Annotated in this window: 25 protein-coding genes and 1 pseudogene; 17 read left to right on the forward strand and 9 right to left on the reverse strand. The window is 63.3% G+C overall.

Annotation, left to right across the window (positions count from 1 at the left end; translation table 11 throughout):
- Positions 1–77 precede the first annotated feature (77 nt).
- A complete protein-coding gene (locus tag IPU70_RS29050; protein WP_242702745.1) occupies positions 78–833 on the reverse strand; it encodes a GntR family transcriptional regulator in 756 nt (251 codons plus the stop codon).
- Positions 834–1,034: 201 nt separating this feature from the next.
- On the opposite strand from IPU70_RS29050, the gene IPU70_RS29055 reads away from it, so the two are divergent.
- The 3 genes from IPU70_RS29055 (at position 1,035) to IPU70_RS29065 (ending at position 5,020) form a co-directional block, all read left to right on the forward strand.
- On the forward strand, positions 1,035–2,231 hold the full coding sequence (locus IPU70_RS29055; RefSeq protein WP_207472615.1) for an alanine--glyoxylate aminotransferase family protein: 1,197 nt from the start codon (positions 1,035–1,037) through the stop codon (positions 2,229–2,231).
- Positions 2,232–2,255: 24 nt separating this feature from the next.
- Entirely contained in the window at positions 2,256–3,308 is a 1,053-nt protein-coding gene (locus tag IPU70_RS29060) for a serine hydrolase (RefSeq protein WP_207472616.1), read from the forward strand.
- Between the two features lie 701 nt (positions 3,309–4,009).
- Positions 4,010–5,020 (forward strand): aldo/keto reductase, encoded by a 1,011-nt coding sequence (locus IPU70_RS29065; RefSeq protein ID WP_207472617.1) that lies wholly within the window; start codon positions 4,010–4,012, stop codon positions 5,018–5,020.
- A 53-nt stretch (positions 5,021–5,073) separates the two neighbouring features.
- Here the strand turns inward: IPU70_RS29065 and IPU70_RS29070 are convergent, their stop codons facing one another.
- A complete protein-coding gene (locus IPU70_RS29070; RefSeq protein ID WP_207472618.1) occupies positions 5,074–6,411 on the reverse strand; it encodes an MFS transporter in 1,338 nt (445 codons plus the stop codon).
- An 88-nt stretch (positions 6,412–6,499) separates the two neighbouring features.
- Complete coding sequence (locus IPU70_RS29075; RefSeq protein WP_207472619.1) at positions 6,500–8,137, reverse strand: GMC family oxidoreductase; 1,638 nt, start codon at positions 8,135–8,137, stop codon at positions 6,500–6,502.
- Positions 8,138–8,317: 180 nt separating this feature from the next.
- Between IPU70_RS29075 and IPU70_RS29080 the strand changes: the two genes are divergently transcribed.
- Positions 8,318–9,163: an IclR family transcriptional regulator gene (locus IPU70_RS29080; protein ID WP_207472620.1), complete on the forward strand. Its 846-nt coding sequence runs from the start codon at positions 8,318–8,320 to the stop codon at positions 9,161–9,163.
- Between the two features lie 26 nt (positions 9,164–9,189).
- Here IPU70_RS29080 and IPU70_RS29085 read toward each other — a convergent pair whose 3' ends face one another.
- On the reverse strand, positions 9,190–9,903 hold the full coding sequence (locus IPU70_RS29085; RefSeq protein WP_207466776.1) for a GntR family transcriptional regulator: 714 nt from the start codon (positions 9,901–9,903) through the stop codon (positions 9,190–9,192).
- A gap of 137 nt (positions 9,904–10,040) precedes the next feature.
- Here IPU70_RS29085 and IPU70_RS29090 point away from each other — a divergent pair, with 137 nt between their 5' ends.
- Positions 10,041–11,099 (forward strand): Bug family tripartite tricarboxylate transporter substrate binding protein, encoded by a 1,059-nt coding sequence (locus IPU70_RS29090; RefSeq protein ID WP_371819126.1) that lies wholly within the window; start codon positions 10,041–10,043, stop codon positions 11,097–11,099.
- 57 nt (positions 11,100–11,156) lie between these two features.
- The gene (locus IPU70_RS29095) at positions 11,157–12,347 is read left to right on the forward strand and encodes a M20 aminoacylase family protein (RefSeq protein WP_207472621.1); all 1,191 of its coding nucleotides are present in this window, start codon (positions 11,157–11,159) and stop codon (positions 12,345–12,347) included.
- A gap of 51 nt (positions 12,348–12,398) precedes the next feature.
- Here IPU70_RS29095 and IPU70_RS29100 read toward each other — a convergent pair whose 3' ends face one another.
- Entirely contained in the window at positions 12,399–13,838 is a 1,440-nt protein-coding gene (locus IPU70_RS29100; protein WP_207472622.1) for an MFS transporter, read from the reverse strand.
- A 47-nt stretch (positions 13,839–13,885) separates the two neighbouring features.
- A complete protein-coding gene (locus tag IPU70_RS29105) occupies positions 13,886–14,314 on the reverse strand; it encodes a VOC family protein (RefSeq protein ID WP_207472623.1) in 429 nt (142 codons plus the stop codon).
- A 92-nt stretch (positions 14,315–14,406) separates the two neighbouring features.
- On the opposite strand from IPU70_RS29105, the gene IPU70_RS29110 reads away from it, so the two are divergent.
- The 4 genes from IPU70_RS29110 to IPU70_RS29125 all read left to right on the forward strand — a co-directional run bounded on the left by IPU70_RS29110 (position 14,407) and on the right by IPU70_RS29125 (position 16,783).
- The gene (locus IPU70_RS29110) at positions 14,407–14,751 is read left to right on the forward strand and encodes a GFA family protein (RefSeq protein WP_207472624.1); all 345 of its coding nucleotides are present in this window, start codon (positions 14,407–14,409) and stop codon (positions 14,749–14,751) included.
- 106 nt (positions 14,752–14,857) lie between these two features.
- Positions 14,858–15,265: a carboxymuconolactone decarboxylase family protein gene (locus tag IPU70_RS29115; RefSeq protein WP_207472625.1), complete on the forward strand. Its 408-nt coding sequence runs from the start codon at positions 14,858–14,860 to the stop codon at positions 15,263–15,265.
- A 9-nt stretch (positions 15,266–15,274) separates the two neighbouring features.
- A complete protein-coding gene (locus IPU70_RS29120; RefSeq protein WP_088140795.1) occupies positions 15,275–15,886 on the forward strand; it encodes an LON peptidase substrate-binding domain-containing protein in 612 nt (203 codons plus the stop codon).
- Positions 15,887–15,943: 57 nt separating this feature from the next.
- Positions 15,944–16,783 carry a hypothetical protein gene (locus tag IPU70_RS29125; RefSeq protein ID WP_207472639.1) on the forward strand — a complete coding sequence of 280 codons (840 nt, stop codon included), beginning with the start codon at positions 15,944–15,946 and terminating at the stop codon, positions 16,781–16,783.
- Positions 16,784–16,829: 46 nt separating this feature from the next.
- Here IPU70_RS29125 and IPU70_RS29130 read toward each other — a convergent pair whose 3' ends face one another.
- Positions 16,830–17,465, reverse strand: coding sequence for an SDR family oxidoreductase (locus IPU70_RS29130; RefSeq protein WP_207472626.1), 636 nt, complete (start codon positions 17,463–17,465; stop codon positions 16,830–16,832).
- Between the two features lie 100 nt (positions 17,466–17,565).
- The gene (locus IPU70_RS29135; RefSeq protein ID WP_207472627.1) at positions 17,566–18,486 is read right to left on the reverse strand and encodes an alpha/beta hydrolase; all 921 of its coding nucleotides are present in this window, start codon (positions 18,484–18,486) and stop codon (positions 17,566–17,568) included.
- 158 nt (positions 18,487–18,644) lie between these two features.
- Between IPU70_RS29135 and IPU70_RS29140 the strand changes: the two genes are divergently transcribed.
- The 4 genes from IPU70_RS29140 to IPU70_RS29155 all read left to right on the forward strand — a co-directional run bounded on the left by IPU70_RS29140 (position 18,645) and on the right by IPU70_RS29155 (position 22,126).
- Positions 18,645–19,595 carry a LysR family transcriptional regulator gene (locus IPU70_RS29140; RefSeq protein ID WP_207472628.1) on the forward strand — a complete coding sequence of 317 codons (951 nt, stop codon included), beginning with the start codon at positions 18,645–18,647 and terminating at the stop codon, positions 19,593–19,595.
- Between the two features lie 217 nt (positions 19,596–19,812).
- The gene (locus IPU70_RS29145; RefSeq protein ID WP_207472629.1) at positions 19,813–20,412 is read left to right on the forward strand and encodes a hypothetical protein; all 600 of its coding nucleotides are present in this window, start codon (positions 19,813–19,815) and stop codon (positions 20,410–20,412) included.
- 85 nt (positions 20,413–20,497) lie between these two features.
- Positions 20,498–21,139 (forward strand): ABC transporter substrate-binding protein, encoded by a 642-nt coding sequence (locus IPU70_RS29150; RefSeq protein WP_207472630.1) that lies wholly within the window; start codon positions 20,498–20,500, stop codon positions 21,137–21,139.
- A gap of 213 nt (positions 21,140–21,352) precedes the next feature.
- Positions 21,353–22,126, forward strand: coding sequence for a M15 family metallopeptidase (locus IPU70_RS29155; RefSeq protein WP_207472631.1), 774 nt, complete (start codon positions 21,353–21,355; stop codon positions 22,124–22,126).
- Positions 22,127–22,198: 72 nt separating this feature from the next.
- On the opposite strand, the gene IPU70_RS29160 is transcribed toward IPU70_RS29155, so the two are convergent.
- Positions 22,199–23,254 (reverse strand): RNA methyltransferase, encoded by a 1,056-nt coding sequence (locus IPU70_RS29160; RefSeq protein WP_207472632.1) that lies wholly within the window; start codon positions 23,252–23,254, stop codon positions 22,199–22,201.
- Positions 23,255–23,587: 333 nt separating this feature from the next.
- Here IPU70_RS29160 and IPU70_RS29165 point away from each other — a divergent pair.
- The 3 genes and pseudogenes from IPU70_RS29165 to IPU70_RS29175 form a co-directional block, all read left to right on the forward strand.
- Positions 23,588–23,914, forward strand: a pseudogene (locus IPU70_RS29165) (GGDEF domain-containing protein); the annotation flags it as partial.
- A 105-nt stretch (positions 23,915–24,019) separates the two neighbouring features.
- On the forward strand, positions 24,020–24,574 hold the full coding sequence (locus IPU70_RS29170) for a hypothetical protein (RefSeq protein ID WP_207472633.1): 555 nt from the start codon (positions 24,020–24,022) through the stop codon (positions 24,572–24,574).
- Between the two features lie 99 nt (positions 24,575–24,673).
- A complete protein-coding gene (locus IPU70_RS29175; RefSeq protein WP_207472634.1) occupies positions 24,674–25,444 on the forward strand; it encodes a hypothetical protein in 771 nt (256 codons plus the stop codon).
- Positions 25,445–25,552: the final 108 nt, after the last annotated feature.

A 25,552-nucleotide genomic window follows, 5' to 3' on the forward strand; every position in this document is an offset into this window, starting at 1 on the left:
TGCACGTACTGCGTATCTGCCATCTTCTATTGATGCGGGCGGCGTGGCCCGCTGTACTGCTTGTGCAAGAGGGGACGTCAGCCCGAATCGGCCGCAGCGGCAGGCGCCTGGCCCAAGGTCTTCAAAGCGGCCTCGCATTTGCGCTGCAAGTGCTGGCGCATGATGCCGGCCAGCCGGTCGGCGTCGCGCGCGTCCAGGGCCTCGGCCATCTCGATGTGCTCGCGCATCGCCAGATCCCATTTCTGGCGATTCTCGTTCGAGACGAAGCGCAGGTTCTGGATGCGCGCATTCTGGGCGTCATACAGCTGCTTGAGCAGGCTGTTGTGCGCGGCCAGACTGATGCGTTCGTGAATCGCTCGATTGGTCTGGAAGTAGGTGGGCAGGTCGTGGCGCGCGTGGCTGGCCATCATTTCGTAGGTCAGTGCGCGGATCTCGGCGATCTCGGTGTCCGTGGCCCGCTCGCAGGCCAGCCGGCAGGACATGGCTTCCAGCCCGCCTATGACCTCGAAGGCTTCGCGGATGTTGGCCTCCGACAGCGCCACCACCTGCGCGCCGCGGTTCGGCTCGATCTGCACCAGCCCTTCGGCGGCCAGCACGCGGAAGGCTTCGCGCAAGGGTGTGCGGGACACGCCCAGCAGGTCGCAAAGGGTGCGCTCGTTCAGCCGCGTGCCGGGCGGAAATTCACCCTGGATGATGCGTTCGCGCAATTGCCCGGCCACCGTGCCCGGCAGCGTGCGGCCGTTGCCCGTGCCGCGGGCCGCAGGCGGCGGCGCGGTTTCGGCAGCCACGCTGGCGGCGCCGGAATCAGGCATCAGGCTGGAAACGCTGCTCATTGGTATACAAAAATTCCCCGTGTTTTGCGAGACTATAAACCTGTACTTCGGTATCGCCCGATGGGTGTATACCCTAGGTTATTAACGTAAAAACAATGGGATAGAGTGATGCATGCCGCAAGTCCGCATGCCGGGCATCCCCTGCTTGTTTGCTTGGCGCCTTTTGTTGGTATACAAAAATATTCCACTTTGGGACTACGCATGCTTACCCTGAACAGTCATCCGTCCGGCCGGCATTTCCTGCAGATTCCGGGGCCGACCAACGTGCCCGACCGCGTGCTGCGCGCCATCGACCAACCCACCATCGACCATCGCGGACCGGAGTTCGGCGCGTTGGGCCTGGCGGTGCTGGAAGGCATCAAGCACGTGTTCCAGACACAGTCGCCGGTGGTGATCTTCCCGTCGTCCGGCACCGGCGCCTGGGAGGCCGCGCTGGTCAATACCCTGTCGCCCGGCGACCGCGTGCTGATGGTCGAGACGGGCCATTTCGCCAGCCTGTGGCGCAAGCTGGCGGGGCGGCTGGGCCTGGAAGTGGACTTTCTGGAAGGCGACTGGCGCCACCCTGTGGACGCGGCGGCCATCGCCGCCCGCCTGGCTGACGACAAGGAACGTGAGATCAAGGCCGTGTGCGTGGTGCATAACGAAACCTCTACCGGCGTGACGAGCGACATTGCGGCCGTGCGCGCCGCGATCGACGGCGCCGCGCATCCGGCGCTGCTGATGGTGGACACCATCTCGTCGCTGGGCTCCATCGACTACCGCCACGACGAATGGGGCGTGGACGTGACCGTGGCCGGTTCGCAAAAGGGCCTGATGCTGCCGCCTGGTCTGGCCTTCAACGCCGTCAGCGCACGCGCCCTGGCCGCGGCCGACGTGGCGAAGCTGCCGCGTTCGTACTGGGACTGGCGCGAGATGCTCACCGCCAATGCCCGCGGCTACTTTCCGTACACGCCTTCGACCAATTTGCTCTATGGCCTGCACGAGGCCCTGGCCATGCTGCGCGAAGAAGGCCTGCCGCAAGTCTTCGCGCGCCATCAGCGCCACGCCCAGGCCACGCGTCTGGCCCTGGCCGGCTGGGGATTGGAACTGCTGAGCCTGGACCCGGCTGCGCACAGCCCGGCGCTGACTGCGGCGATCATGCCGCAAGGCCACAGCGCCGATGCCTTCCGCAAGGTGGTGCTGGAACACTTCGACATGTCGCTGGGGCAGGGGCTGGGCAAGCTGACCGACCGCGTGTTCCGCATCGGCCACCTGGGTCACTTCAACGACCTGACGCTGTGCGGCACCTTGGCCGGCGTGGAAATGGGCCTGGCCGCGGCAGGCGTGCCGCATCGAGCGGGCGGCGTGCAGGCGGCAATGGAATTCCTGGCCGGGGCGCGGACAAGCGCCCCGGCCTGAGACACACACATAACGAGGGAAACAATGAACACACTCATGCAGCAGGCGATCCAGTTCGCCAACGACCACGAATCCGCCTGGGACCGCAGCGTCAAGGGCAACTTCGGCGTGCACCTGAACGATCCGCCGCCCTGGAATCGCCTGCTGGGTCCCATCCACGACCGCGGCCCAGTGTCCGGCGTGGTCACCGTGAGCGGCGAGACCATCGCGTCCTGGGGCGAGCCCGAGCGCGCCGACCTGACCTTCAGCGTGGCCAAGCTCTATCTGGCAATCCTGGCCGGCGTGGCCCACGACCGCGGCCTGTTGCCGGACGTGGACGAACCCGTGGGCAAGCGCGTGCGCGGCATCGGTTTCGACGAAGGGCAGAACGCCGACATCACCTGGCGTCATCTGCTGCAGCAGACCAGCGAATGGGAGGGCGAACGCTTCGGCGTGTCCGACCAGGCCGACCGCTACCGCGCCGTCACCTTTGGCGTGCCGCCGGACGGCAAGAAGGGCGAGGCGCGGCCCTTGCAGCGTCCAGGCACGTACTGGGAATACAACGACGTGCGCATCAACCAGCTGTCGTACGCGCTGCTGCACCTGTTCCGCAAACCTTTGCCCGAAGTCTTCCGCGAAGCCGTCACGCGTCCCATCGGCGCCAGCGAAAACTGGCAATGGGTGGGCTACGACAACGCCTGGGTCGACATCGATGGCCAGCGCATGCCGTCCGTGCCGGGCGGCTCGCACTGGGGCGGAGGCATGTCGATCAGCGCCCGCGACCAGGCGCTGATCGGCCAGATGCTGTTGAACGACGGCATGGCCAACGGCCGCCGCATCCTGTCCAGCGAGTGGATCCGGGATATGCGCACGCCATGCGCGATCGCGCCGTATTACGGCTATTTGATCTGGCTGAATCATGAAGGCCGTGTATTTCCGAGCGTGCCGGCTTCCAGCTTCTTTGGCGTGGGGGCGGGTAGCTCGTTTACCTGGGTGGAGCCTGAACGGCAGATGGTGGTGATCGTGCGCTGGCTGGATTCGGCCCATGCGGATGCGTTGTTCGGGAAGATCCTGGCGGCGGTGGACGCTGGCGTGTAGGGAGTTTTGGCTTGGCTTTTGGTGTTCGGGATATGGGGATGGGCTTCGAGCTTGCGGATATCGGGGTTCTTTAGCCGCCGAGGCTGCCCTGCGCCATTCCGATGCTCGCCCCGGCGGGGCTGCGCTTCGGATGGCTCCGGGGTCCTCGGCTGACAGTCGCCTGATGCATTGGTTTCGGACCTCGTCCATGGGCAGATGCCTTGAGCCGGGGGCCGGGCGGAGGGATCCGAAGCGCAGCCCCACCGGGGCGAGCATCGGAATCCCGCAGTCCGGCCATCGGCGGTTCAAGAACGCTGCCTCACAACATCGAAGTGGGGGCGGCAGGGCTTCGAGCTTGCGGATGTCAGCGTTCTATAGCCGCCGAGGCTGCCCTGCGCCATTCCGATGCTCGCCCCGGTGGGGCTGCGCTTCGGATGGCTCCGGGGTCCTCGGCTGGTAGGAGCCTAATGCATTGGTTTCGGAACCCGTTCAGGGGTAGATGCCGTGAGCCGGTGGCCGGGCGGAGGGATCCGAAGCGCAGCCCCACTGGGGCGAGCATCGGAATCCCGCAGTCCGGCCACCGGCGGTTCAAGAACCCCGGCCTTACAAAACCGATCATCAACAATCCAACCAACAATGCCTTAGGTGCAAATTTGACGGGCGCGGGCCTGCCGTTGCATGCTCGCGTCTAATCCATTTCCGTGAATGAGAGGAAGCCAACCATGAACTACCGCCGCCTCGGCCGCAGCAATCTCCGCGTCTCTCCGCTCTGCCTGGGCACCATGATGTTCGGCGAGCAAACCCCCGACGACGAAGCCGCCCGCGTCGTCGCGTCCGCGCGTGACCATGGTTTGAACTTCATCGACACCGCCGACGTCTACAACGGCGGCCGCTCCGAAGAAGTGGTCGGCAAGCTGCTGAAAGGCCAGCGCCACGACTGGGTGCTCGCCAGCAAGATCGGCAACGCCGTCGGTGAAGGCCCGAACCAGGCCCATTATTCGCGCCAGTGGCTGATTCGCGGCGTGGAGGACAGCCTCACGCGCCTGGGCACCGATTTCATGGACATCCTCTACCTGCACCGCGACTACCACGAGGAAAACCTCGAAGAGGCCCTGTGGGCGCTGGGCGACCTGATCCGCGCTGGCAAGCTGCGCAGCTTCGGCCTGTCCAACTTCCGCGGCTGGCGCATCGCCGAAGTGATGCGCCTGTGCGAAAAGCTCGGCGTGCCGCAACCCGTGGTGTGCCAGCCTTACTACAACATGCTCAACCGCGGTCCCGAAGTCGAGATCCTGCCCGCCTGCAAGCACTACGGCCTGGGCGTCGTGCCCTACAGCCCGATCGCGCGCGGCGTGCTCACCGGCAAGTACCTGCCGGGCCAGGCGCCCGCGGCCGACAGCCGCGCCGGACGCGGCGACCGCCGTATCCTGGCCACCGAGTTCCGGGAAGAGTCCCTGGAAATCGCGCAGAAGCTGGTGGCGCATGCCGCCGCCCGTGGCACGCAGGCGGGGCATTTCGCTACCGCCTGGGTGCTGGCCAATCCCGTCATCACCGCCGTCATCGCCGGCCCGCGCACGCTGGCGCAGATGGAGGACTACTACGCGGCCCTGGACGTGAAGATCACGGCCGAGGACGAGGCCGTCGTCAATGACTGGGTCACGCCGGGCCATGCTTCCACTCACGGCTACAACGATCCCAACTATCCGTTCTACGGCCGTCCGGTGGCAGCTGCCTGAGGCGGGCAATCCCAAGATAAAAGCGCCGGCTCATATGGCCGGCGCTTTCACGTTCAGGCCTTGCCCAATCCCCCGCGCGGCATGGCATTTGCCGCCGCTTCCAGTTCCGCCGGCTGCGCGCCACGCCCGATCAGCATGGCGCAGATCGCCGACACCACCCCCGCGAACAGCACGTACAGGCAGATCAGCCAAGGCTGGCCGCCGCCCGTCTTCAACAGCGCGGTCGCGATGATGGGCGTGATGCCCGAGGCGAAGATGCCCGAGAACTGATAGACGAAGGAAATTCCCGTGTAGCGCACCTTGGCGTCGAACAGCTCGCAGAACAGCGCCGCCTCCGGTCCGTACACGGCGGCGTACAGGATGCCGAACGGAATGATGATGGCCAGCCAGATCAGCATCACGCTGCCCTGGCTGTTGAGCATCAGCCAGAAGCCGGGGAAGGACGCTGCAGCAGTGATGAGCGAGCCCCAGAAGTAGACCCGGGTTCGGCCGATGCGGTCGGACAGGCGGCCGAAGAAGGGGATGAAGAAGCACATCACCAGGGCCGCGGCCATCACGCCGATCAGCGCTTCGGTGCGCGTGATCTGCACGGTCTGCGTCAGGTACGAGATCGAGAACACGCCGAACACGTTGAAGAACACGCCGTCGATGTAGCGGGCGCCCATGCCCTTGAAGACATTGCCCGGATAGCGCTTGAGCATGTCGAAGAAGGGGATGCGGCTTTCGGCGTTGTTGGCCTTGACCGCCGCGAACTCGGGCGTTTCCTTGATGTTCAGGCGGATGTACATGCCCACCAGCACCATCGCGGCCGATGCCAGGAAGGCGATGCGCCAACCCCAGGCCATGAACTGCTCATCCGTCAGCAGGGTGGATAGCAGCGCCACCGTGCCAGAGGCCAGGCACAGTCCGATCGCCAGCCCGATCTGCGGCAGCGAGGCGTAGAAGCCTTTCTTGCCGGGCGGGGCGTATTCATAGGCCATCAGCACCGCGCCGCCCCATTCGCCGCCTAGCCCGATGCCCTGGAACACGCGTAGCAGAAGCAGCAGAATCGGTGCCCAGATGCCGATGCTGTCGTAGGTCGGCACCAGCCCGATCAGGAAGGTGGCGATGCCCATGATCATCAGCGTCATCACCAGCATGCTCTTCCTGCCGATGCGGTCGCCGAAGTGGCCGAAGATCAGCCCGCCCAGCGGCCGGGTGATGAAGCCTACGGCGAAGGTGGTATAGGCCAGCATGGTCGAGATCGTCGGGTCGCCCGTGGGGAAGTACAGCTTGTTGAACACGATGCCCGCGACGACGCCATACAGGAAAAAGTCGTACCACTCGATGGTGGCGCCGATCAGCGACGCGGCGACGACTTTGCGCACCGCGGCTTCGTTTTGCTTGGCCATGTCTAGTCTCCTTTGGTGGGGCGGTCGGGCAATCTGCGTTGTCCTGCGCCTTGGGGGGTTCTGCTATCCGGGGTCCGTCATCTCCGATTCAGGCGGCGACGCGCAGCGCCTGCGGCTGTGCTTGCCTGAGGTCCTGCAACATGAAATCGGCCGCGCGTTCGGCCAGCATCACCACGGGCACGTTGGTGTTACCTGAAACCAGCGTGGGCATGATCGAGCAGTCCACCACGCGCAGTCCCGCCACGCCATGCACGCGCAGGCGCTCGTCTACCACGGCCATGGGGTCGCTGGACGGTCCCATCTTGGCGGTGCCGGACGGGTGGAAGATCGTGGCGCCGTATTCGCGGCAGAAGTGCAGGATCTCGTCGTCCGTGCGCACGTCCGCCCCGGGCCGGAACTCGCGCTTCATCAGGCCGGCCAGCGGCTCGGTGGCGGCGAGCCCGCGCGCATACTTCACCGCGGCCACGGCCATGTGGCGGTCCAGTTCGGTGGACAGGTAGTTCGGCTGCATGGACGGCGCCTCGAAGGGATCCGTGCTGCGCAGCTGGACCCGGCCACGCGACGAGGGCCGCAACTGGCAGACGGAATACGTGCAGCCCGAGAACGGATGCACCTTGCCGCCCGCCATGTCGGCGGACAGCGTGGCGAAATGGAACTGCGTGTCGGGCGTGCGGCTGGCCGGATCGACCCGGCAGAACACGCCGCCCTGGTTGATGCCCACGGCCAGCGGCCCGCCGCGGAACAACAGCCATTCCAGACCCATGCGGGCGCGGCCCGTCAGGCTGCGCAACTGGTCGTTGGTGGTGATGGGGCGGGTGGTTTCGTAGATCAGACGGATTTGCAGGTGGTCCTGCAGGTTCTCGCCCACGCCGGGCAGGTCGCGCACGACGCCGATGCCGAACTGGCGCAGCAGGGCGGCAGGCCCGACGCCGGACAGCTGCAGCAGCTGAGGCGATTGCAAGGCGCCGGCGCACAGCACGACTTCGCGGCGGGCGCGCACGGTGTGCACCTGGCCGTCGCGCCGGTAGCGCACGCCGCAGGCTCGCTTGCCCTCGAACAGCACGGCCATGGCGTGTGCGTCGGTTTCCACGTGCAGATTGCTGCGGCCTTGGGCGGGGCGCAGGTAGGCGACCGCAGTGGAGCAGCGGCGGCCATTGCGCGTGGTGAGCTGGTAGTAGCCCACGCCCTCCTGGTCGCCGGTATTGAAGTCCTGCACATGCGGCAGGCCCAGCTTTTGCGCCGCGCCGATCAGCGCTTCCACCAAGGGATGCGGCGTCTTGATCGAGGTGGCGTTGAGCATGCCTTCGGTGCCGCGCGTGGGGCCAGGACCCAGGTCATTGTTTTCAAGCTTGCGGAAGTAGGGCAGGCATTCGTCCCAGCTCCAGCCGGGATTGCCGGCGGCGGCCCAGGCGTCATAGTCCTGCCGCTGGCCGCGGATATAGATCAAGCCGTTGATGGAGCTGGAGCCGCCCAGCGTGCGGCCGCGCGGCCAATAGATGCGCCGGTCCAGCATGCCGGGATCGGGGTCGGTGTAGTAGCCCCAGTTCAGGACCTTGTGGAACATCGTCTTGCCGTAGCCGATGGGGATGTGTATCCACGGGTTGCTGTCCTTGGGGCCGGCTTCCAGCAGGCAGACGCTATGCGTGCCGCTGGCGCTCAGCCGGTTGGCCATCACGCATCCGGCCGAGCCGGCGCCAACCACGATGTAATCCACGGTATCGGACATGTCCGCAAGCTCTCCCTGCAGCCGGGCGCCGCGCCTGGCCTACGGCGCGTTAACCCTGCTTGTCGTTGTGGGGCGCACTTATATACTGGATCGATGCCGGGGCTTGGGTGCTCCGTCATTTGTGGCGATTCTAGGAAGCACGCGCGCAGAACAAAGCACAACAGGCGCAGGGGCGGAAAAGTGGAACAGAATATGCAGATTCAGTTTCAAAATCGCGGTGCAGCATCGGCGCAGCAGGCCGACGACGCCGCGACCCAACAGGAAGCCGCGCGTTCGCTGCGCGCGCTGGTGGTGCTGGACCATCTGGCGCGGGCCCAGCATCCACCCACGCTGGCGCAACTGGCGCAGCGGCTGGACATGCCCAAGACCACTTTGATGCGCTTGCTGGCGGCCATGCAGCGCGCCGGCTTCGTGGCTGCGACTCCCACCGAGAACGGTTTCGTGCCGGGACCGCAAGCAGCGACCTTGGCGCTGGCTACCTTGCGCGCATCGGCATTCACTCGCGCCTGCCGTGCCGTGCTGGCGCAACTGGTCGGCACTCTGGGCGAAACCTGCAACCTGACCGCGCCCGACGGCGACCGCGTGATCTACATGGAACGCGTCGAAACGGCCGAGCCGCTGCGCCTGTTCTTCGCCGTGGGCAGCCACGTGCCCATGCATTGCACCGCCAGCGGCAAGCTGTTCCTGGCGTCCATGAACCGGCTGGAGCGCGGGCGGGTGCTGGCGCGCCTGCCGCTGACGCGCAACACACCGCGCACGCTGACGGATCCGGCCAGGCTGGAGGAAGAGCTCGAACGGTTGGCGGCGCGCGGCATCGGCATCGACAACGAGGAGTTCGTGCGCGGGATGAGCGCCGTGGCTGTGCCGGTGCGCGACGCGGACGACCGGGTGGTGGCGGCGGTGGCCTGCCATGCGCCGACCGCGCGCGTGATGCTCGACGATCTGCTGCGCGCCGTGCCGGTGTTGGAACGCGCGGCGCGGGCCATGCATGACGTGCTGGCGCAGCACCGAACTGGCGCGGCATAACGGCCCGGCCTCAGGCCTGCGGGTTTTCAATCAGGTGTGAACAGGTCCGGCGGCAGCCGGGCCACGGCGTCGTAGGTCAGGCGGATGTGGGCGGCCAGCAGGTCACAGGCGCGGTCGGCATCGCGGGCCAGCGTGGCGTCCAGAATGCCTTTGTGTTCGTCGTCCAGATTGCGGGCGATAGGTTTGCGCGTGACGGTCAGGCGGCGGTAGCGCTCGGCCTGCTGGTACAGGATGCCCAGGAAATGATGCAGCCAGCGCGAGGGACAGGCGCGGATCAGTTCGCGGTGGAACTCGCGGTTGCGCTGCTCCCATTCTTCAAAGCGGGTGTCGGGGTCGGCGGCCAGGCGCTGTTCGGCCTTGCTCAGGCGGTGGAAGGCGGCCAGCACGGCGCTTTCCCAGTCGTCGTCGCCTAGCGCAATGGACTGGCGCAATGCCTGGGTTTCGAGCAGCACGCGGTTCTCGGTGATGTCGCGGAAGTCTTCCAGCGAAATCGGCGTGACGTGGAAGCCGCGCTGCCCTTGCGCGATGACCAGCGCGTCCGACACCAGCAGCGCCAGCGCTTCGCGCAAGGTGCCCGCGCCCACGCCGTAATCGTCCTTCAGATGCTCGACCCGCAGGCGCGAGCCTGGCGGATGCACGCCCTGGATGATGTCGCGGCGCAGGTTGACATAGGCCGCGCCGACCAGGGTGTTGGCCGAGGCGGAATGGGCAAGCGGGGGGAGAGTGGCACCGTCTGACATGGGGCTACTTTATCACTGTGATAAAAAAATCTCGATAAAAATTATTGACGCCGAGATTTATGCTGCTTATCGTAGAAAAAAGGCGTCGCGATCACGATCGGCACTCAGCCGGCGGCAGACGCGCCAGGAGACTAGCAGTGACACGGCTACACGACGTCCGGCATGCCCGGCTGCGCACCCGCAATCTGTCCGAAACGCCCGCCCGCCGGCCTTTGCTGCGATCGGTGCTGCGCCATATTGCGGCCTGCGCCGCCGCCTTGGCCGCCTTGGCCGCCAGCCCCGTGGCCAGCGCCGACAACTGGCCGTCGCGGCCCGTCACCATCCTGGTCAACGGCGGCCCCGGCAGCCTGCCGGACCTGTTCGCCCGGCCCCTGGCCGAACGCCTGCACCATGCCCTGGGCCAGCCCGTGGTGGTCGAAAACAAGCCGGGCGCGGGCGGCATGCTGGCGATGCAGCAGCTGAAATCCGCGCCGGCCGACGGCCACACGCTGGCCCTGGTCACCAACGCCCACCTGGTGTGGAACCCCTATATTTTTCCGGCCCTGACCTACGATCCGGCGCGCGACCTGCAGCCGGTCAGCCCGCTGGCGGTCATCCCCATGGCGCTGACGGTCAATGACAAGCTGCAGGCCAAGTCCCTGGACCAGTTGCTGGCGCTGGCGCGCCAGAAGCCTGGCCGGCTGAACTACGCGTCCTCGGGCAACGGCAGCCCGCCCCACGTGCTGTTCGAGATGCTGCGCGAACAGGCCGGCGTCGACATCATGCACGTCCCGTTCAAGACCGGCACCGGTGCGCTGAATTCGGTGCTGGCGGGCGACACGGAAATCTACTTCGCCGGCACCGCCCTGGTGGAGCCCATGGTCAAGGAAGGACGCCTGCGCGTGCTGGCCATGAGCGAAACCGTGCCCGACGCGGCCTTCGGCAAGGCGCCGACGCTGGCGGCCAGCCATTTCACGGGCTTCGAGGGCGCGGTGTGGCTGGGCGTGGCGGCGCGCGCCGGCACGCCGGATGCCATCGTGCAGCGGCTCAACGAAGAAATCGGCCGCGCGCAGCAGGACGGCGCGCTCAAGCAGATGTACGCCAGCCACGGCTCCTTGCCGTACCATCTGGCGGCGGCGGCCTTCGCCCAGCGCGTCGCAGCCGAGCGGGACACTTCCGGTCCCGTGCTGCGCAAGCTGGGCATCAAGCCCGATTGAACTTCCTACTTCCAACCCTGGTATCCGGGGCTCCGCTTGCGGGGCCCGCAGCATCTTATGAACCTGATCGAAGAGATTGTTGAAAACTCCCCGTCCATCCGCGACATCCGCAGGGACATCCATGCGCATCCGGAACTGGCGTTCGAAGAGAACCGCACCTCCGACCTGGTGGCCCAGCTGCTGGAAAGCTGGGGCATCCCGGTGCATCGCGGCTTCGGCAAGACTGGCCTGGTGGGCGTGATCCGCAACGGCGACTCCGGGCGCACGCTGGGATTGCGCGCCGACATGGATGCGCTGCCCATGCACGAGGTCAACCAGTTCAGCCACGCCAGCAAGCATCCCGGCGTCATGCACGCCTGCGGCCACGACGGCCATACCGCCATGCTGCTGGGCGCGGCCCAGCACCTGGCGCACCATCGCAACTTCGACGGCACCGTGTACCTGATCTTCCAGCCCGCCGAAGAGCGCGGCGGCGGCGCGCGCGAAATGATGCGCGACGGCCTGTTCGAGAAATTCCCCATGGAAGCCGTGTACGGCATGCACAACATGCCCGGCATTCCGGTCGGCTGCTTCGCCTCGTCAGCAGGGCCGGTGCTGGCGTCCAACAGCGAATTCCACGTGACCATACGCGGCAAGGGCGGCCACGCGGCCATGCCGCATCTGGCCATCGATCCCATTCCCGCGGCGGCCCAGATGATCGAGGCCTTCCAGACCATCATCAGCCGCAACAAGAAGCCGCTGGAGACGGCGGTCATTTCGGTGACCACGGTGCAGGCGGGCGGCGTGGTCAACGTCATCCCCGACACCTGCGAACTGCGCGGCACGGTGCGCGCCTATACCCGCGAAACCCTGGACCTGATCGAGCGCCGCATGGGCGAGGTCGCGCAGCACGTGGCCGGCATGTTCGGCGCGCAATGTGAATTCGTCTTCACGCGGCACTATCCCTCGACCATCAACCACGAAGCCGAGACCGCCTTCATGCGCACCGCGCTGACCCAGGTGGTGGGCCAGGAGCGCGTGTTGGTGCAGGCGCCCATCATGGCGGCCGAAGACTTTTCCTTCATGCTGGAAGAGGTGCCCGGCAGCTATTGCTTCATCGGCAACGGCGAAGGCGATCACCGCGAGCCCGGCCATGGCGAAGGTCCGTGCCTGGTCCACAATACCAGCTACGACTTCAACGACGCGCTGCTGCCCATCGGCGCCAGCGCCTTCGTGAAGCTGGCTGAGAACTGGATGCCGCGCAAGTAGCGGCGCGAGGGCCCCGGCGGCGGTCGCGCCGGGGCCACGCGGCCATCAGCCTCAGTGGCTGGAACCGGCCTGCACCGACAGTTCGTGGTTGCGCGTGCGCACCAGCAGCGCGCTGAGCGCAGCAGCCAGCCCCGCGATCAGGGCGCCCGCCAGGAAGGTCAGCTGATAGCCGCCATTCAGCGCCAGGGTCGGCGCTACGCCAGCCGCCGCCAACCCCGCGCTACGCGCCGCGGCCAAGCTGGCCAGCACCGCCAGGCCCAGGGCGCCGCCCATCATGAAAGCCGTGTTCACTACGCCAGACGCCAGGCCGGACTGGCTAGGCTCCACGTCGCTCATCGCGGCCAGCAGCATCGGGTTGAAGGCTACGCCCGCGCCCAGGCCCAGCAGCAGCATGGCGGGCAGGACATCGACCGCGAAGCTGCCGTTCGCAGGCGCGCGCGCGAACAGTGCCAGCCCCAGCGCGGCGATGAACAGGCCCGTGGCCAGCGGCCCGCGGATCCCAAAGCGCATCACCAGCTTGGCCGACAGGCCCAGCGAGAACGCCGCCATGATGAGGTTGGCCGGCAAGAACGCCAGGCCGACCTCCATGGGGCTGTAGCCCAGCACCAGCTGCATGTACAGCGCCGACACGAAAAACCATGCGAACATGGCCGCGGCCCACAGCACGCCGACAACGTTGGCCGTGGCCACGTTGCGCAGGCGGAACAGCCCCAGCGGCATCAGCGGCGATTCCACCCGCGCCTCGATGGTCAGGAACAGCACCATCAGCGCGGCCGCCGCGCCCAGCAGGGTCAACGATTGCGTCGACGTCCAGCCGGCCTCGTTGCCGTTGACCACCGCATACACCGCCAGCATCAGCGAGGCGGTGACGCTCAGCGCTCCGGCCACGTCCAATCGGGCGCCCGCGGCGGCGGGCGGCGCCGCCGGAATCAGCCGCAGGCACAGCGCATAGACCACCACGCCGATAGGCAGGTTCACCAGGAAGATCCAGTGCCAGGACAGCGCGCTGGTGAGCAACCCGCCCAACAGCACGCCGATGCTGCCGCCGCCCGCGCAGACAAAGCCATACACGCCCATGGCGCGCGCCCGTTCCCCGGTTTCGGTGAACAGATTCATGATGAGCGACAGCGACACCGCCGACACCACCGCGCCGCCCAGCCCCTGCGCCGCACGCGCGCCGATCAGCAGGGCCTGGTTCTGCGCCAGGCCACAGGCCAGCGAGGCCACGGTGAAGACCACCAGGCCCACCAGAAACATGCGCCGGTGCCCCAGCAGATCGCCCAGCCGCCCGCCCAGCAGCAGGAAGCCGCCAAAGGTAAGCATGTAGGCGTTCACCACCCAGACCAGCGAGGTTTCCGTGAAATGCAGGTCTTCGCGGATGGAGGGCAGGGCGACGTTCACGATGGTGGTGTCCAGCACGATCATCAACACGCCCAGGCAAAGTACCATCAGCGCCCACCAGCGTTGCTTGCCATGTATTCCATGCGTCATCGAGTGTTGCTCCGTGGAGGGCGGCTAGCTATGCCGCCTTGGTTTTCTTAGTGCGAAACGCGCCCGCCGCTGATCATCCAGCGCGTGCCGTAGCGGTCTATCAGCGAGCCATGGGCCTCGGCCCAGAAGGTCTTCTGCAGCGGCATGGTGATGCTGCCGCCATCCGCCAGCAGGTCGAATACGCGCTGCGCGTCCGAGACCGTGGGATAGGCCAGGGACAGCGCCACACCCTGCTTGCCAGGGTAGGGATGCCCGGCAGTGGCGTCGCTGCCCATCAGGGTCTGCTCGTCCAGGCCCAGGCGGGCGTGCATGATACGGCCGGCATCTTCGTCCGACAAGACCGGCATGGCGGCGTCGGGCGGGGCGTCCGCATAGCGGATCATGGCCTCCATCCGCCCGCCCAGCACGCGCTCGTAGAAGTGCATGGCCTCGGCGCAATTGCCGTCAAAGCTGAGGTAGGCGGATAGTTGGGGCATGATGTCTCCAGGGTGACGAGCGGACCGCGCCACGACGGCCGGCGCCGCTCTATGATGGAAGCCCGACCCGACGTTAACGAAGGAGCCCGGCCATGCTGAAAGGAAGCTGCCATTGCGGACAGATCGCGTTCGAAGTCGATGGCGAACCGTCCCAGGTACTGGAATGCAATTGCTCGCACTGCAGCCGCAAAGGCTATCTGCTGTGGTTCGTGCCCCGCGCCAGCGTGCGCCTTGCCACGCCCGCCAGCGGCATGTCGACCTACCGGTTCAACAAGCACGTGATTTCACACCACTTCTGCGCCAATTGCGGCTGCGCGCCATTCGGCTTCGGCGTGGGCGCCAAGGGCGAAGAGACAGCGGCGGTGAACGTGCGCTGCCTGGAAAACGTGGATCTGAACGCCTGGCCCCGCATCCCGTACGACGGCCGCAGCATCTGAGCGCCGCGAACCGCGCTACATCATAGGGCAAGCGCGCGCCGCGCGATATGGCGAGCGCGTGACATGTCTTTTCATCGAATTGAACTAGTTTTCAGGAAAGCGCCGCATGAGCACCGTAAAACTGCTGTCCGACGACGACGTCCGCCAAAGCCCGCAAGCCTGGGCCGTGTTCGAGGACATCCGCGCCACGCGCAAGTCGGACTTCGTCAACAACTTCTGGCGCGCCCTGGCCAACGATCCGCCGCAGCTGGAGCGGGTCTGGGGCCAGCTCAAGCAGGTCATGATGGCCGACGGCGAACTCTCGCCGCTGGTGCGCGAAATGATCTACATCGCCGTGTCCACCGCCAACGGCTGCACCTACTGCATCCATTCCCACACCGCCGCCGCCCGCGCCAAGGGCATGACCGACGGTCAGCATGCCGAACTGCTGGGCGTAATAGGCATGGCCGCGCAGACCAACGCCATGGTCACCGCCATGCAGGTGCCCGTCGACGAGGCATTCATCGTGAAATAGGAGGCCGCCATGTCTCTGATCCCGCTGTTTCCGCTATCCAACGCGCTGTTCCCCGCAGGCGTGCTGCACCTGCGCATCTTCGAGGTGCGCTATTTGGACATGATCCGCCGCTGCATCGCGGACGGCAGCGAATTCGGCGTGGTCGGCCTGTTGTCGGGCCAGGAGGTCCGCACGCCGGAAGGCACGGAGACCCTGGCCCCGGTAGGCACCATGGCGCGCATCGCGGACTGGGACGCACCCATGCCGGCCCTGCTGGAGCTGCGCTGCGTCGGCACCAGCCGCTTCCGGCTGCTTTCCAGCGAGGTGGCAAAATACGGTCTTTGGATGGGCCAGGCCGAGCCCATCCCCGACGACCCGCCCGCGCCCGTACCGGCCGCCATGCAGCCCAGCGCCGACGCGCTGGGACGCCTGGTGGCCCAATGGCAGCAAGACGGCGTGTCCCCCGAAAGAATGCCCCTGGGCCCGCCGTTCCGGCTGGATGACAGCGGCTGGGTCGCCGACCGCTGGTGCGAACTGCTGCCGCTGCCGCCCGACGACAAAGCCGCCTTGCTCGCCATGACCGATCCGGTGGCGCGCCTGGCGGCAATCCAGGACGTGCTGCGGGGGCAGGGGCTGGCTTAGGACAGATGCCGGGGCCTCGTATAGGTACCGGGCTGGGCGTAACCGTATTTGGACACCATGGAAATCAGGATAGACGAGGGCCTGCGCGCCTACATAGACCCCTTGACCGACGACGAGCGCGAAGCGCTGGAACGCAGCCTGCTCGCCGAAGGCTGCCGCGACGCCCTGGTGCTGTGGGGTGACCTGCTGGTCGACGGCCACAATCGCCATGCGCTTTGCATGAAGCACGGCATCCCGTTCGAAACCCGCCAGAACACCTCGTTCAAATCCATCGAGGACGTGCACCTCTGGATGATCGAAAACCACCTGGGCCGGCGCAGCGTGTCGGACTTCCAGCGCGGGGTGCTGGCGCTGCGCAAGAAGGAGATCCTGCAGGGGCGCACCGCCTCCGCGCCCGCGCCCGACGATCCTCCTTGGGACGAAGACTCCGGCGAACCGCCGCCGTTGCCGGCTGCAGTCGTGTCGCAGGCGCTGAGCCGACAGGCTTTGGCCCGGGCTGCGAGGATCAGCAGCAATACCTTGGGGCAGATCGAGAAGATACAGAAGGCTGCCGCGCCGGAACTGGTGCGGGCGGTCAAGGATGGGGCGATATCCATCAACGCTGCGGCGGCGGTGTCGACGTTGCCGCCTGAGCGGCAGGCTGCGGCCGTGGCTGGCGGCAGGAAGGAATTGCAGCAAGCTGCCCGGGAAGTCCGCCAGGCCAAGGCGCCGCCGCCGCGGGAGGCTGTGCCGGATATTCCTATTGAGAATATTGCTGATTTGCCGGCCGAGGTGGCGCGGTTACGGGAATTGCTGACTCGGCTGACGGATGAGAGGGATCAGTTGAAGAAGAAGGTGATGCATTTGACGGTGGCGCTGGCGGAGGCGAGGAATGCGTCGGGGGGAGGGGATGATTGAAGGCTTGGGCGGAGTAGGGGGCGGAACTGAGTAGAGACGCTTCGAATCAAACGAAAGCGGGCATGTCGCCGTCGCTATTGGGCTTGTTCACCCCCACGTTGGCCCGCACCAGCCGTTCAGGGTGAGCCACCAGTTCCACCACCAACGCTGCCACGCTCTTGCGCGATACTTCCGTGCCCTTGAATGGCTCGTCCCGGCCGGTGATCTCGTAGTCCACTTCCTCTTCGTCCTGCAGCCAGGCAGCGCGCAAGATGGTGTAGTCGGTATCGGATGCCTCGATCAGATCCGCTGACTTGCGGTACGGCGGCAGGTACTGGCCGATCTCACGGAGGTTCCATTCGCCGAACTTGCCCGGAACTTCGTCATAGATGCCCAGCGAGTTCACGATGATCAGGCGCTTGACGCCCTTGGACCTCATCACCGCCAGGATGTGCGCAGTCTGTTTGTCCACGTCACCCGCCAGATTGGCATAGACCACATCCTGCCCCTCCATGAGTTGGGGCAGCAGCTTCTTATCCATCACATCGCCGATGGCGATCCTGGCGTTGGTGGGTTCAGTGCTGGTGAGCTTCCTGGGATCGCGCACCAGTAGGGTCTGCTCGATATTCTTGCGCTCACCCAGCATCTGTACGACCCAGCGGGCAATCTGGCCGCTCGCGCCCAGGATCAATACCTTGGTCATGTTGTTCCTCTCCAAATGAATCGGCCCGGCCGTCTCCGGCAGGGCCGATGGCTAGTTCTCGCAGAAAGCCAGGGAGCCGCAGGCTCGCGCCCGCCTGCGTTTACAGGTTTTCCTGATAGAAGGGGACCAGCTTGGCCAACGCCTGGCCGACGGGCTCGGGCTTGTCGTACAGGTCGTAATGCGACCAGCCTTCGACCACCACCAGTTCCTTCTTCTTCGAGGCGGCGCGGCCGATGATCTCGCAGCCATCGCGGTAAGCGCCAAAGGCCCCGACCTGATCGCCGACCACCACCATCAGGGGCTGCGTCAACAAGGTCTCGCAAAGGTGAAAGGCATCCCAGCCTATGGCCGCGGACTGGTGCGAGAACAGCGCCCGGTTCAGGCCATTGGGCGCGCGGCCACGGTCACTGCGGTAGTACTCGGTGGCGCCGAGCACGTCAATTTCCTTGATGCCCGCTTCCTTGGCAGCCTCGGGCGAGGGCGGCAGCAGGTCGTCCACGCGCAGCGCGGCCCCCCGGGCCTCGGCCGTGCGCTGCTTGGCCATGGCCTCCAGCGCGCCGATCGGATCAAATCCACTGAAGCCTTCGCGCATCAGGCGGCCATAGTTGGCGCCCGTGACGGTGCCCACGGCCTTGATCCGGCGCTCGGTCATGGCGGCGTTGATGGAGTAGCCGCCGCCGCCGCAAATGCCCAGCACGCCGATGCGTTCTTCGTCCACATAGGGCAGCGTTACCAGGTAGTCGCACACCACCCGAAAGTCCTCGACGCGCAGCGTGGGGTCTTCGATGAAACGCGGTTCGCCGCCGCTGGCGCCCTGGAAGCTGGCATCGAAGGCGACCACGACGAAACCTGCCTTGGCCAGGGCCTCGCCGTAGACATTGCCCGAGGTCTGCTCCTTGCAGCTTCCTATGGGGTGCGCGCTGATGATCGCCGGGTACTTCCTGCTTTTGTCGAAGTCCGGCGGGAAGTGCAGGTCCGCCGCGATGTCCCAATAGGTGTGCTTGATCTTGACGCTTTGCATGGTGCGCTCCTGGTGGCCGCTGAGTAGGAATTGCCGGGCCACTTTTCTCTGAAGGCGCAAGCCCAAGCCCGATGGATGCACTGTACGCCGTGCATTTGGTTAGCCATAGCCCTCAATCCGAACTACAGTAGTATTTCTAAATTGACAATGAGCGCTGCATGGACCCGTCACTGCTTCCGTCCCTGGCCTGGTTCGCCCATGTGGCGCATCACCGCAGCTTCACCAAGGCGGCGGCTGAAATGGGGGTCTCCCGGGCCAATCTGTCGCAGAACGTGAAGGCACTGGAGCGCCGTCTGAACGTCAAGCTGCTGTACCGCACGACGCGGGACATGTCGCTCACCGAAGAAGGCCAGCGTCTCTATGACGTGTGGTACCCGGCATTGATCGCGGTGGAGCGCACGGTACGCACCATGCACGACATGCGCGACGAACCTTCCGGGCTGGTGCGGGTGAACACTTCGCGCGTAGCGGCAAAAACGCTGCTGGAACCCCATTTGCAGGAGTTTTGTACGCGCTACCCCAGGCTGCAACTGGAACTGGTCATGGACGATGCGCTGGCCAACATCGTGGCCGAAGGCTGCGATGCCGGCATACGCATAGGCGAGAGCCTGGCCGAACACATGGTGGCGGTGCCGATCACGCCAGCGCTGGAAATGGCGGTAGTGGCCACGCCCGCATACTTCGAGCAACATGGCTCGCCCGTCACACCGGCAGACCTGTCCCGGCACAACTGCCTGCGTTTCAGGCAGACCCGGGGTGCGATCCACCCGTGGGAATTCACCTCGCCCGAGGCCGGCGGCCACACCTTCACCGTGGAGCCTCAGGGCCGCATCATCACCAACGACGACGACGGAATGATCCGTGCCGCGTTGCAAGGCGCCGGACTGATGCAGCATATCGACATCGCCGTCCGGGAACATCTGGAGTCCGGCGCGCTGGTGCGTGTGCTGCACAACTGGTGCAAGCCCTTCGCGGGGTTCTATATCTATGCGCCAACTCGGGCCCAGATGCCGGCCAAGGTGCGTGCGTTGATTGATTTTCTGGTCGAGAAACGCGAGGGCATGACGAGTCCGCAGAATTCCCTTTCCAGGCAGGGGCGGGGGTATTGAGTGGCGTGATCACGCCGACCGCTATCCTAAGACTAAGGTAGCTAGGCTAGAAGAACTTCGGTGCCTATGCTGCGGAATCGTAGTCTGGCACCCTCATTTCCTCGATCCGGGGAAGCTGCGTATCGGCTAGAAGGATTGGATTGCTCCTTCCGGGCTAGTTACTTCCACCGCGATCACGAATAACCTACTCGTTCAAAAAATGAATGGGGGGGCGATCATGAAGAATTGGCTATGCGGTGCAGCCGTGATAGGCATGCTGCTGGCGGGTCCGGCTGCCGCGCAATACATCGCCACCTGGCAGGATCCTGCGGGAGTGTGGAAGGGGCCTGCGGCAAACCAACCTGGGACCGATCTGAATTTTGCGGAAGGGGCAGCGCATCGGGCCTGCCTGGATCGCGGTATTCCCAAGCTTTGGAACCGCGCCGCGAAAGTGACGGAGAAGGCTACCGGGAAGGTCATGCTGGAACTGGACTGCAACGCGGAGCGAGCCAAAACCAAGGAACGCCAGGCCGCAACAAACCCGCCGCAGGACACTACGAAGTATCAGGCGTACTGGCAGGAACAATCCGGCCAGTGGAAAGCGGCGATTACCGCTCCGAGCCATCCTGGGTTGCTACTCGCTTCCGCAAAAGGCTATGCATACGAAGCATGCAAGGACCGGGGCAACCCGAAAGACCTGAAGCTGGCATCGAAGGTCACGGAAAAGGACTCGGGGAAAGTGGTGCTGGAACTTGACTGCAACGCGGAACGCGCGAAGTTAAAGGCTGGCAGCAACGCTGCAAAGCCTGGCGGGGATGCCGCGAACGCTAAACAGTAGCGCCCCGCGACCCGCGGTTTGCTCATCGAGCACAGGCGTCTTGCGTAGGACGCGTGCATTCTCCACGGCTGCTGGATGAAAAAAGATGCAAAACGTACTTCCGAAACTTCTGCTGCTGGGCTTGCTTTTGGTGGGATCGCCCGGAAGTGGAACCGCGCAGCCCTCTCAAAAACCGGATGCCGATGCCAAGAAGGTTGCAGCGGCACTTCTAGCTACAGCGAGCCCGCAGAAGGAGACCAAGCAAGCGTTCGCTCAGCGTGTTGGCCCCACCTTCAAGCGCCTGGTAGCAACCGAGACCATGACGCGGGTTGTGCTTGGACCGCAGTGGGGAACAATGTCGCCGCCAAGGCAGGCAGAAGCCGTTGAACTCTATAGCCGGTTGCTGATGAGGACCTTACAAGGCGCCTACGAGGGCCCGTTGCCCTCGCAGTTTGTGTTGGAGTCTGGGGAAATGTTCCGAAGTAAGCCAGGCTCGGCCACTGTGATTCAGATCACCTGCCTCACGCTGAAAACGGCAGACTGCATTTACTATTCGGCGAAATCGAAGGCCAACGAGTTCACCATGGAGTTTCAACTTCTTTACATTGATGGTAAATGGCAGGTGGTCGAAATGTATATGAGCGGGATGTCCGTTCAGCAGACCTATCTTTCGAGTTTTCGCTCCATTATCAAGTCCAGTTCGGTCGAAAACTTTCTGGAAAAGCTCCGCGCCCGGGTCGATAACTGATCAGGCTACAACGCCGGCCATGCGGCCGAATTCTAAAGCCGTCCGGTCTGCTGCTGGTTGGCTGATCTGCGCTTGGGAAGTGGTAGTCGAACTACAGTTTCGCTATCTGGGTACTGCGTAAATTTTAGTCCGGCATCAATTTTATTATTTGCAAAGCTAGGTGTGTCGTAGTGTTCCGATCTGATTTCAGGCAAGCGCCTAAATGGAGGACCTATGCTTGAACGTAGCTATCTCAGCAACAGCTTCACCGTCTCGGATCCCGACGCGCGGTTGAGGCAAGCAAACAATCTCATGGCTTTCGAAACGGCCAACGGAAAAATCCGAATAATACAGAAAGGGACCGTCGTACGTGTTGACGCGATTCAGCGCTTGCAGACGGGAGCAAAGAAGATCGCGCTGTTCGCGCATGCCATCCGAGAAAACGGCGAGCCACTTGGCTGGACCTCGGCAAAGAACTTCGAGGGCTCGTTTATCAATGAGACCCTCGATCTGCTCAAACCCGGGGCTGGAAGCGGAAAGTTCGGTCCTAACGCCGCATGGTCGCATGGCGCCTACATTGGCCAGATTGACGTCGTCGAAATAGTCGATTCGACAATGGAAATTGAGCGTCTTTCTATTGATACCGTTTCGCCATATCTGGAAATGGTAGGCAAGGCGAAGTCGTCGGATGTGAACCTCACCATCAATAGCGGGTTCCGATCCTATCCGGAGCAGAAGATGTTGTGGGATGGGTATGTCAAGCGTCTTCCCGGATTCAATTTGGCTGCGAAGCCCGGCAACTCGAACCACCAAAACGGGATCGCCATCGATATCGCTGTCGCGGGCGCGGACGGCAACGAGGTTTATGAATGGCTAAAACAGAACGCGCCTCGGTATGGGTTCGTTCGCACCGTCAGTGATGAGCCATGGCATTGGGAATACGATCCCAGAAGCGCTCAGCAGGCGGTTCAAAATGGGACCTACAAAATTCCATCTGTGACTAACTGACAGGGCGACTCTCTGTGGAACTGCCCGTGAATCCGCAAGCAGAGAAAGGCCCAGACTAAGGGCGGTGCCGTCCTAGGTAGCTTCCAGCTTTGCGATCCGCATGCGGCGCAGCTCAACCACCTGCGCTGCGCCTACAGCCCGAGCGCGCAACTGCCCACAGCCTCCATCCACATCCTGACCGGCGCTATTCCTCACCTTGGTCAGCACGCCACGGCTTTGCAGAGAGCGGACGATTTCACGGATGCGCTCGGTTTCAGGCCGCTGATAGTCATCCCCTTCAAGGCTATTGAAGGGAATGACGTTGAGCACCCCGTACTTGCCCTTGAGCAGACGCACGACCGCATCAAGTTCGTCGTCGCCGTCGTTGACACCCTTGAGCAGCGTCCATTGATACTGGATGGGATAGTCCGTGTCGCGGGCGTATCTCTCGCCCAGTTCGATCAGTTCTTCCGGCGCAATCTTCGGCGCCCGTGGCAGCAGGTGTGCGCGCAGTTCGGCCTTGGTCGTGTGCAGCGACAGCGCCAGCGCGGGTTTGACCCGTTGCTGCGGCAGGGCTTCGAACACGCGCGGGTCGCCCACGGTGGAGAACACGAGATTCTTGTGGCCGATATTGCCTTCGGTGCCGAGCAGGTCGATGGCTTCGAGCACGTTGTCGAGGTTGTGCGCCGGTTCGCCCATGCCCATGAAGACGACTTTCTTCACCGCGCGCTGACGCCGCGCCAGCACGACCTGGGCGAGGATTTCCATGCTCGTGACCTGGCGGATCAGGCCGCTCTTGCCGGTCATGCAGAAGCGGCAGCCGACCGCGCAACCGACCTGGGTCGAGACGCAGAGCCCGTCGCGCGGCAACAGCACGCTTTCCACCATCTGTCCGTCGGCGAGTTCGACCAGCAAGCGCGAGCCGTCGCTGCCGGCGTGTTCGGAGCGGACGCGGGCGAGGGCGTCCAGTTCTGCGGTCAAGGCGGGGACGGCGTCGCGCAGCGCGAGAGGCAGAAAGTGCTCGGCGCTCCGGCGTCGCGTGCCGGTGTCGAGCGCTTGGCCTTGCAGCCAGACGCGCAGGAGCCGGCCACGGTGGACGGGCAGGGCGCCGAGAGCGGCGAGGCATTGGTCGAAGTTGGAGTAGCGCATGGGGGGCGCATTTTACCCTGCGACTGGAACGGGCTGTAGGAGGGTAGATGGCTCGTTGGCGACTATTGGCGAGACTTCTCAGGTCGATAGCTGCCGCACGGTCTCTTATCGGCCAATGGCAGCTCTCCACGGATTGCGTCATACGGGGATCACGCCCTGAGGATTTACCCAAGTCGTTCCACCGTGGCGCGTACCGCCTCGGAATTGATTTCCACCTTAATGAATGAAGTCGCACATAGCACTTGACCTGGCTCGGGTTTCCCCGGTTAATGTCGCTGCCTATGATTTTGCGGCTCCAGTGCAGGACTTTTCGCGTCTCTCCACGTCAAGGTTATGGTTGCATCCACTCTCGTCGCCATGCTGTGTGCACATCTATTGTGCTTTTCGGTCATGTTCTTACTGATTAGCCACCGCTTGCCCGGCAACAGGATGAGGATGGATTTTTTCGCCGCAGGCAATCTCTTGCTGGCGTTGGCCTATATTCTGCAACTGCTTGAAGGCGGACCCGCCTGGAGTGTGATGAGCGTCGTCAACCATACCCTCACGCTGGCAGCCCCGATCGCCTTCTGGCTAGGCGCCATGCGCTTCTTCGGGCGTCAAGTCCGGTTGTGGCGCACGTTGCTCATATTTTTTGCGGCTTATGGCATTGAGTGGAAAATAGGTGTCAGACTACAAATAAGCTAGCCTGATACCTTGTTTAACATTGCTCTTATGTAGAACGCCTAGCCAGCCTCCACCCGCTTAAATCCGACGTAGGGTTTCGGAATGACTCATTCGAAGATTCTTGGCGACCTGATAGATTCAGCCATCGCAGCAAAGGTGCATTTCGATGTCTGGTGGGCACAGGCTAGCGAGGCCAAGCCGCATCTCGTAGCAGTGATGAATGAGCATAGTGATTTCTTTCTTGCCTCCTACGATGCGCACTATACGGCTTTTTTTGTTAACTTCGCTCATTTGTTCGATCCAAGGTCCGACTCGTCTTCCATTCCTACATATTTTTCATCTGTGCAGGCGACGGCCGACATAAGCGCGCTTGCTGCTCTTGAAGCAGAGTTCGCTGGGTTGGCTTCACGTGCTCGACCACTTCTGAAAGTACGATACAAGACGGTGGCGCACGTGGAAAAACGTCTGACAGCCAAGGACGTTTTTGCGCCGCTTAATATTACTTGGAATGATGTGCGTGACATTATCTACGAGTCGTGCGAGTTTGTTGCGAAGCTCGCGTCTACGCCTGCCGGAAGTCTGGGTATCCCAAGGAATCGTCGACTCACTGAAGCTACCTTGAATATGATTCGAGCACTCAAAGGACCAGGCGTCTGATATGGCAGTCAACTCGCCGAAAAATGTGGGCTATGCGTTTGCTATGTTCCTAATATTAAAATAATTCTTCCAAAATCGTGAATTGAGTGAGAGAAAAATATGAGCGGCGAATATTGGCGATTTAATTCAAATATAACTTGGCACTATTATTCATCCGCGGTTTATGAGAGCGCGTTGGCTAAAGAATCAAATAACGATTTTAAAAAATACCACCACTTACGCGCATGTACATATTTTTCTGTATGCTGCTTCGAAGCTTTCTTAAATTCGATGATGCGGGAGAAGCTTACACATGATGGACTTGATGAAGATGTTATTTTAAAAGAGCTCCGAAGAGGAAAATTGGAGGATAAGCTCCGAAATTGGCCGTCGGTGATATGCGGCAGGACAGTCGAAATTCCTGAGAATTTAATCTATTGTTTCAAGGATTTTCAAGAAATTCGTAACGAAGTGACGCATGCAAAAAATCGCGACCATTCCATTTATTCTCAACTTGATCGACTGGAACCTGCGCAAATAGTGGATGCGATCGCTCGCGTAATAATTACAACACTTTCGGTAAAAGGACGTCCATTCCCGTACTGGTTGCTAGGGTGGAACTATGTGGGTATGAATGGTAATCCAGAGCATCCCTTTGAAAGCAATAATCTTAATGGATTTGTGCATTCACTCAGAAATCTTGGAATTCAATTCAATAATTTCGGCTCTGACTCTGCCTGGGAAGAAAAGGGGATGACTTCAATAAAGGGCTATGAAGATCTTAAAAATATCCTCTCTCAGCTTCCAATTCATATAGAACCCCGTCATAGTCAATTCCCACGGAAACCTCGCTTGACAAGGCGTTGGTGGGATAGCGATGTCGTTCGATGAATGAAGTAAAGGTGCCAGACTAAAATGGTGGCTTTAATACGTTAAGCCGGTTAGTTGCTCCCAGCTGGATGGTCCTTCGGAAAAATGGTGTCAGACTACAATTTTGAC

It is taken from the genome of Achromobacter sp. SD115 (assembly GCF_017355315.1).
Classification (GTDB): domain Bacteria; phylum Pseudomonadota; class Gammaproteobacteria; order Burkholderiales; family Burkholderiaceae_B; genus Achromobacter; species Achromobacter xylosoxidans_B.

Excerpts from the sequence above, each read along its gene's own strand:
- IPU70_RS29050 (WP_242702745.1), bottom strand. The coding sequence starts at position 833 with ATGAGCAGCGTTTCCAGCCTGATGCCTGATTCCGGCGCCGCCAGCGTG.
- IPU70_RS29055 (WP_207472615.1), top strand. The coding sequence starts at position 1,035 with ATGCTTACCCTGAACAGTCATCCGTCCGGCCGGCATTTCCTGCAGATT.
- IPU70_RS29060 (WP_207472616.1), top strand. The coding sequence starts at position 2,256 with ATGAACACACTCATGCAGCAGGCGATCCAGTTCGCCAACGACCACGAA.
- IPU70_RS29065 (WP_207472617.1), top strand. The coding sequence starts at position 4,010 with ATGAACTACCGCCGCCTCGGCCGCAGCAATCTCCGCGTCTCTCCGCTC.
- IPU70_RS29070 (WP_207472618.1), bottom strand. The coding sequence starts at position 6,411 with ATGGCCAAGCAAAACGAAGCCGCGGTGCGCAAAGTCGTCGCCGCGTCG.
- IPU70_RS29075 (WP_207472619.1), bottom strand. The coding sequence starts at position 8,137 with ATGTCCGATACCGTGGATTACATCGTGGTTGGCGCCGGCTCGGCCGGA.
- IPU70_RS29085 (WP_207466776.1), bottom strand. The coding sequence starts at position 9,903 with ATGTCAGACGGTGCCACTCTCCCCCCGCTTGCCCATTCCGCCTCGGCC.
- IPU70_RS29095 (WP_207472621.1), top strand. The coding sequence starts at position 11,157 with ATGAACCTGATCGAAGAGATTGTTGAAAACTCCCCGTCCATCCGCGAC.
- IPU70_RS29100 (WP_207472622.1), bottom strand. The coding sequence starts at position 13,838 with ATGACGCATGGAATACATGGCAAGCAACGCTGGTGGGCGCTGATGGTA.
- IPU70_RS29105 (WP_207472623.1), bottom strand. The coding sequence starts at position 14,314 with ATGCCCCAACTATCCGCCTACCTCAGCTTTGACGGCAATTGCGCCGAG.
- IPU70_RS29110 (WP_207472624.1), top strand. The coding sequence starts at position 14,407 with ATGCTGAAAGGAAGCTGCCATTGCGGACAGATCGCGTTCGAAGTCGAT.
- IPU70_RS29115 (WP_207472625.1), top strand. The coding sequence starts at position 14,858 with ATGAGCACCGTAAAACTGCTGTCCGACGACGACGTCCGCCAAAGCCCG.
- IPU70_RS29120 (WP_088140795.1), top strand. The coding sequence starts at position 15,275 with ATGTCTCTGATCCCGCTGTTTCCGCTATCCAACGCGCTGTTCCCCGCA.
- IPU70_RS29125 (WP_207472639.1), top strand. The coding sequence starts at position 15,944 with ATGGAAATCAGGATAGACGAGGGCCTGCGCGCCTACATAGACCCCTTG.
- IPU70_RS29130 (WP_207472626.1), bottom strand. The coding sequence starts at position 17,465 with ATGACCAAGGTATTGATCCTGGGCGCGAGCGGCCAGATTGCCCGCTGG.
- IPU70_RS29135 (WP_207472627.1), bottom strand. The coding sequence starts at position 18,486 with ATGCAAAGCGTCAAGATCAAGCACACCTATTGGGACATCGCGGCGGAC.
- IPU70_RS29140 (WP_207472628.1), top strand. The coding sequence starts at position 18,645 with ATGGACCCGTCACTGCTTCCGTCCCTGGCCTGGTTCGCCCATGTGGCG.
- IPU70_RS29145 (WP_207472629.1), top strand. The coding sequence starts at position 19,813 with ATGAAGAATTGGCTATGCGGTGCAGCCGTGATAGGCATGCTGCTGGCG.
- IPU70_RS29150 (WP_207472630.1), top strand. The coding sequence starts at position 20,498 with ATGCAAAACGTACTTCCGAAACTTCTGCTGCTGGGCTTGCTTTTGGTG.
- IPU70_RS29155 (WP_207472631.1), top strand. The coding sequence starts at position 21,353 with ATGCTTGAACGTAGCTATCTCAGCAACAGCTTCACCGTCTCGGATCCC.
- IPU70_RS29160 (WP_207472632.1), bottom strand. The coding sequence starts at position 23,254 with ATGCGCTACTCCAACTTCGACCAATGCCTCGCCGCTCTCGGCGCCCTG.
- IPU70_RS29170 (WP_207472633.1), top strand. The coding sequence starts at position 24,020 with ATGACTCATTCGAAGATTCTTGGCGACCTGATAGATTCAGCCATCGCA.
- IPU70_RS29175 (WP_207472634.1), top strand. The coding sequence starts at position 24,674 with ATGAGCGGCGAATATTGGCGATTTAATTCAAATATAACTTGGCACTAT.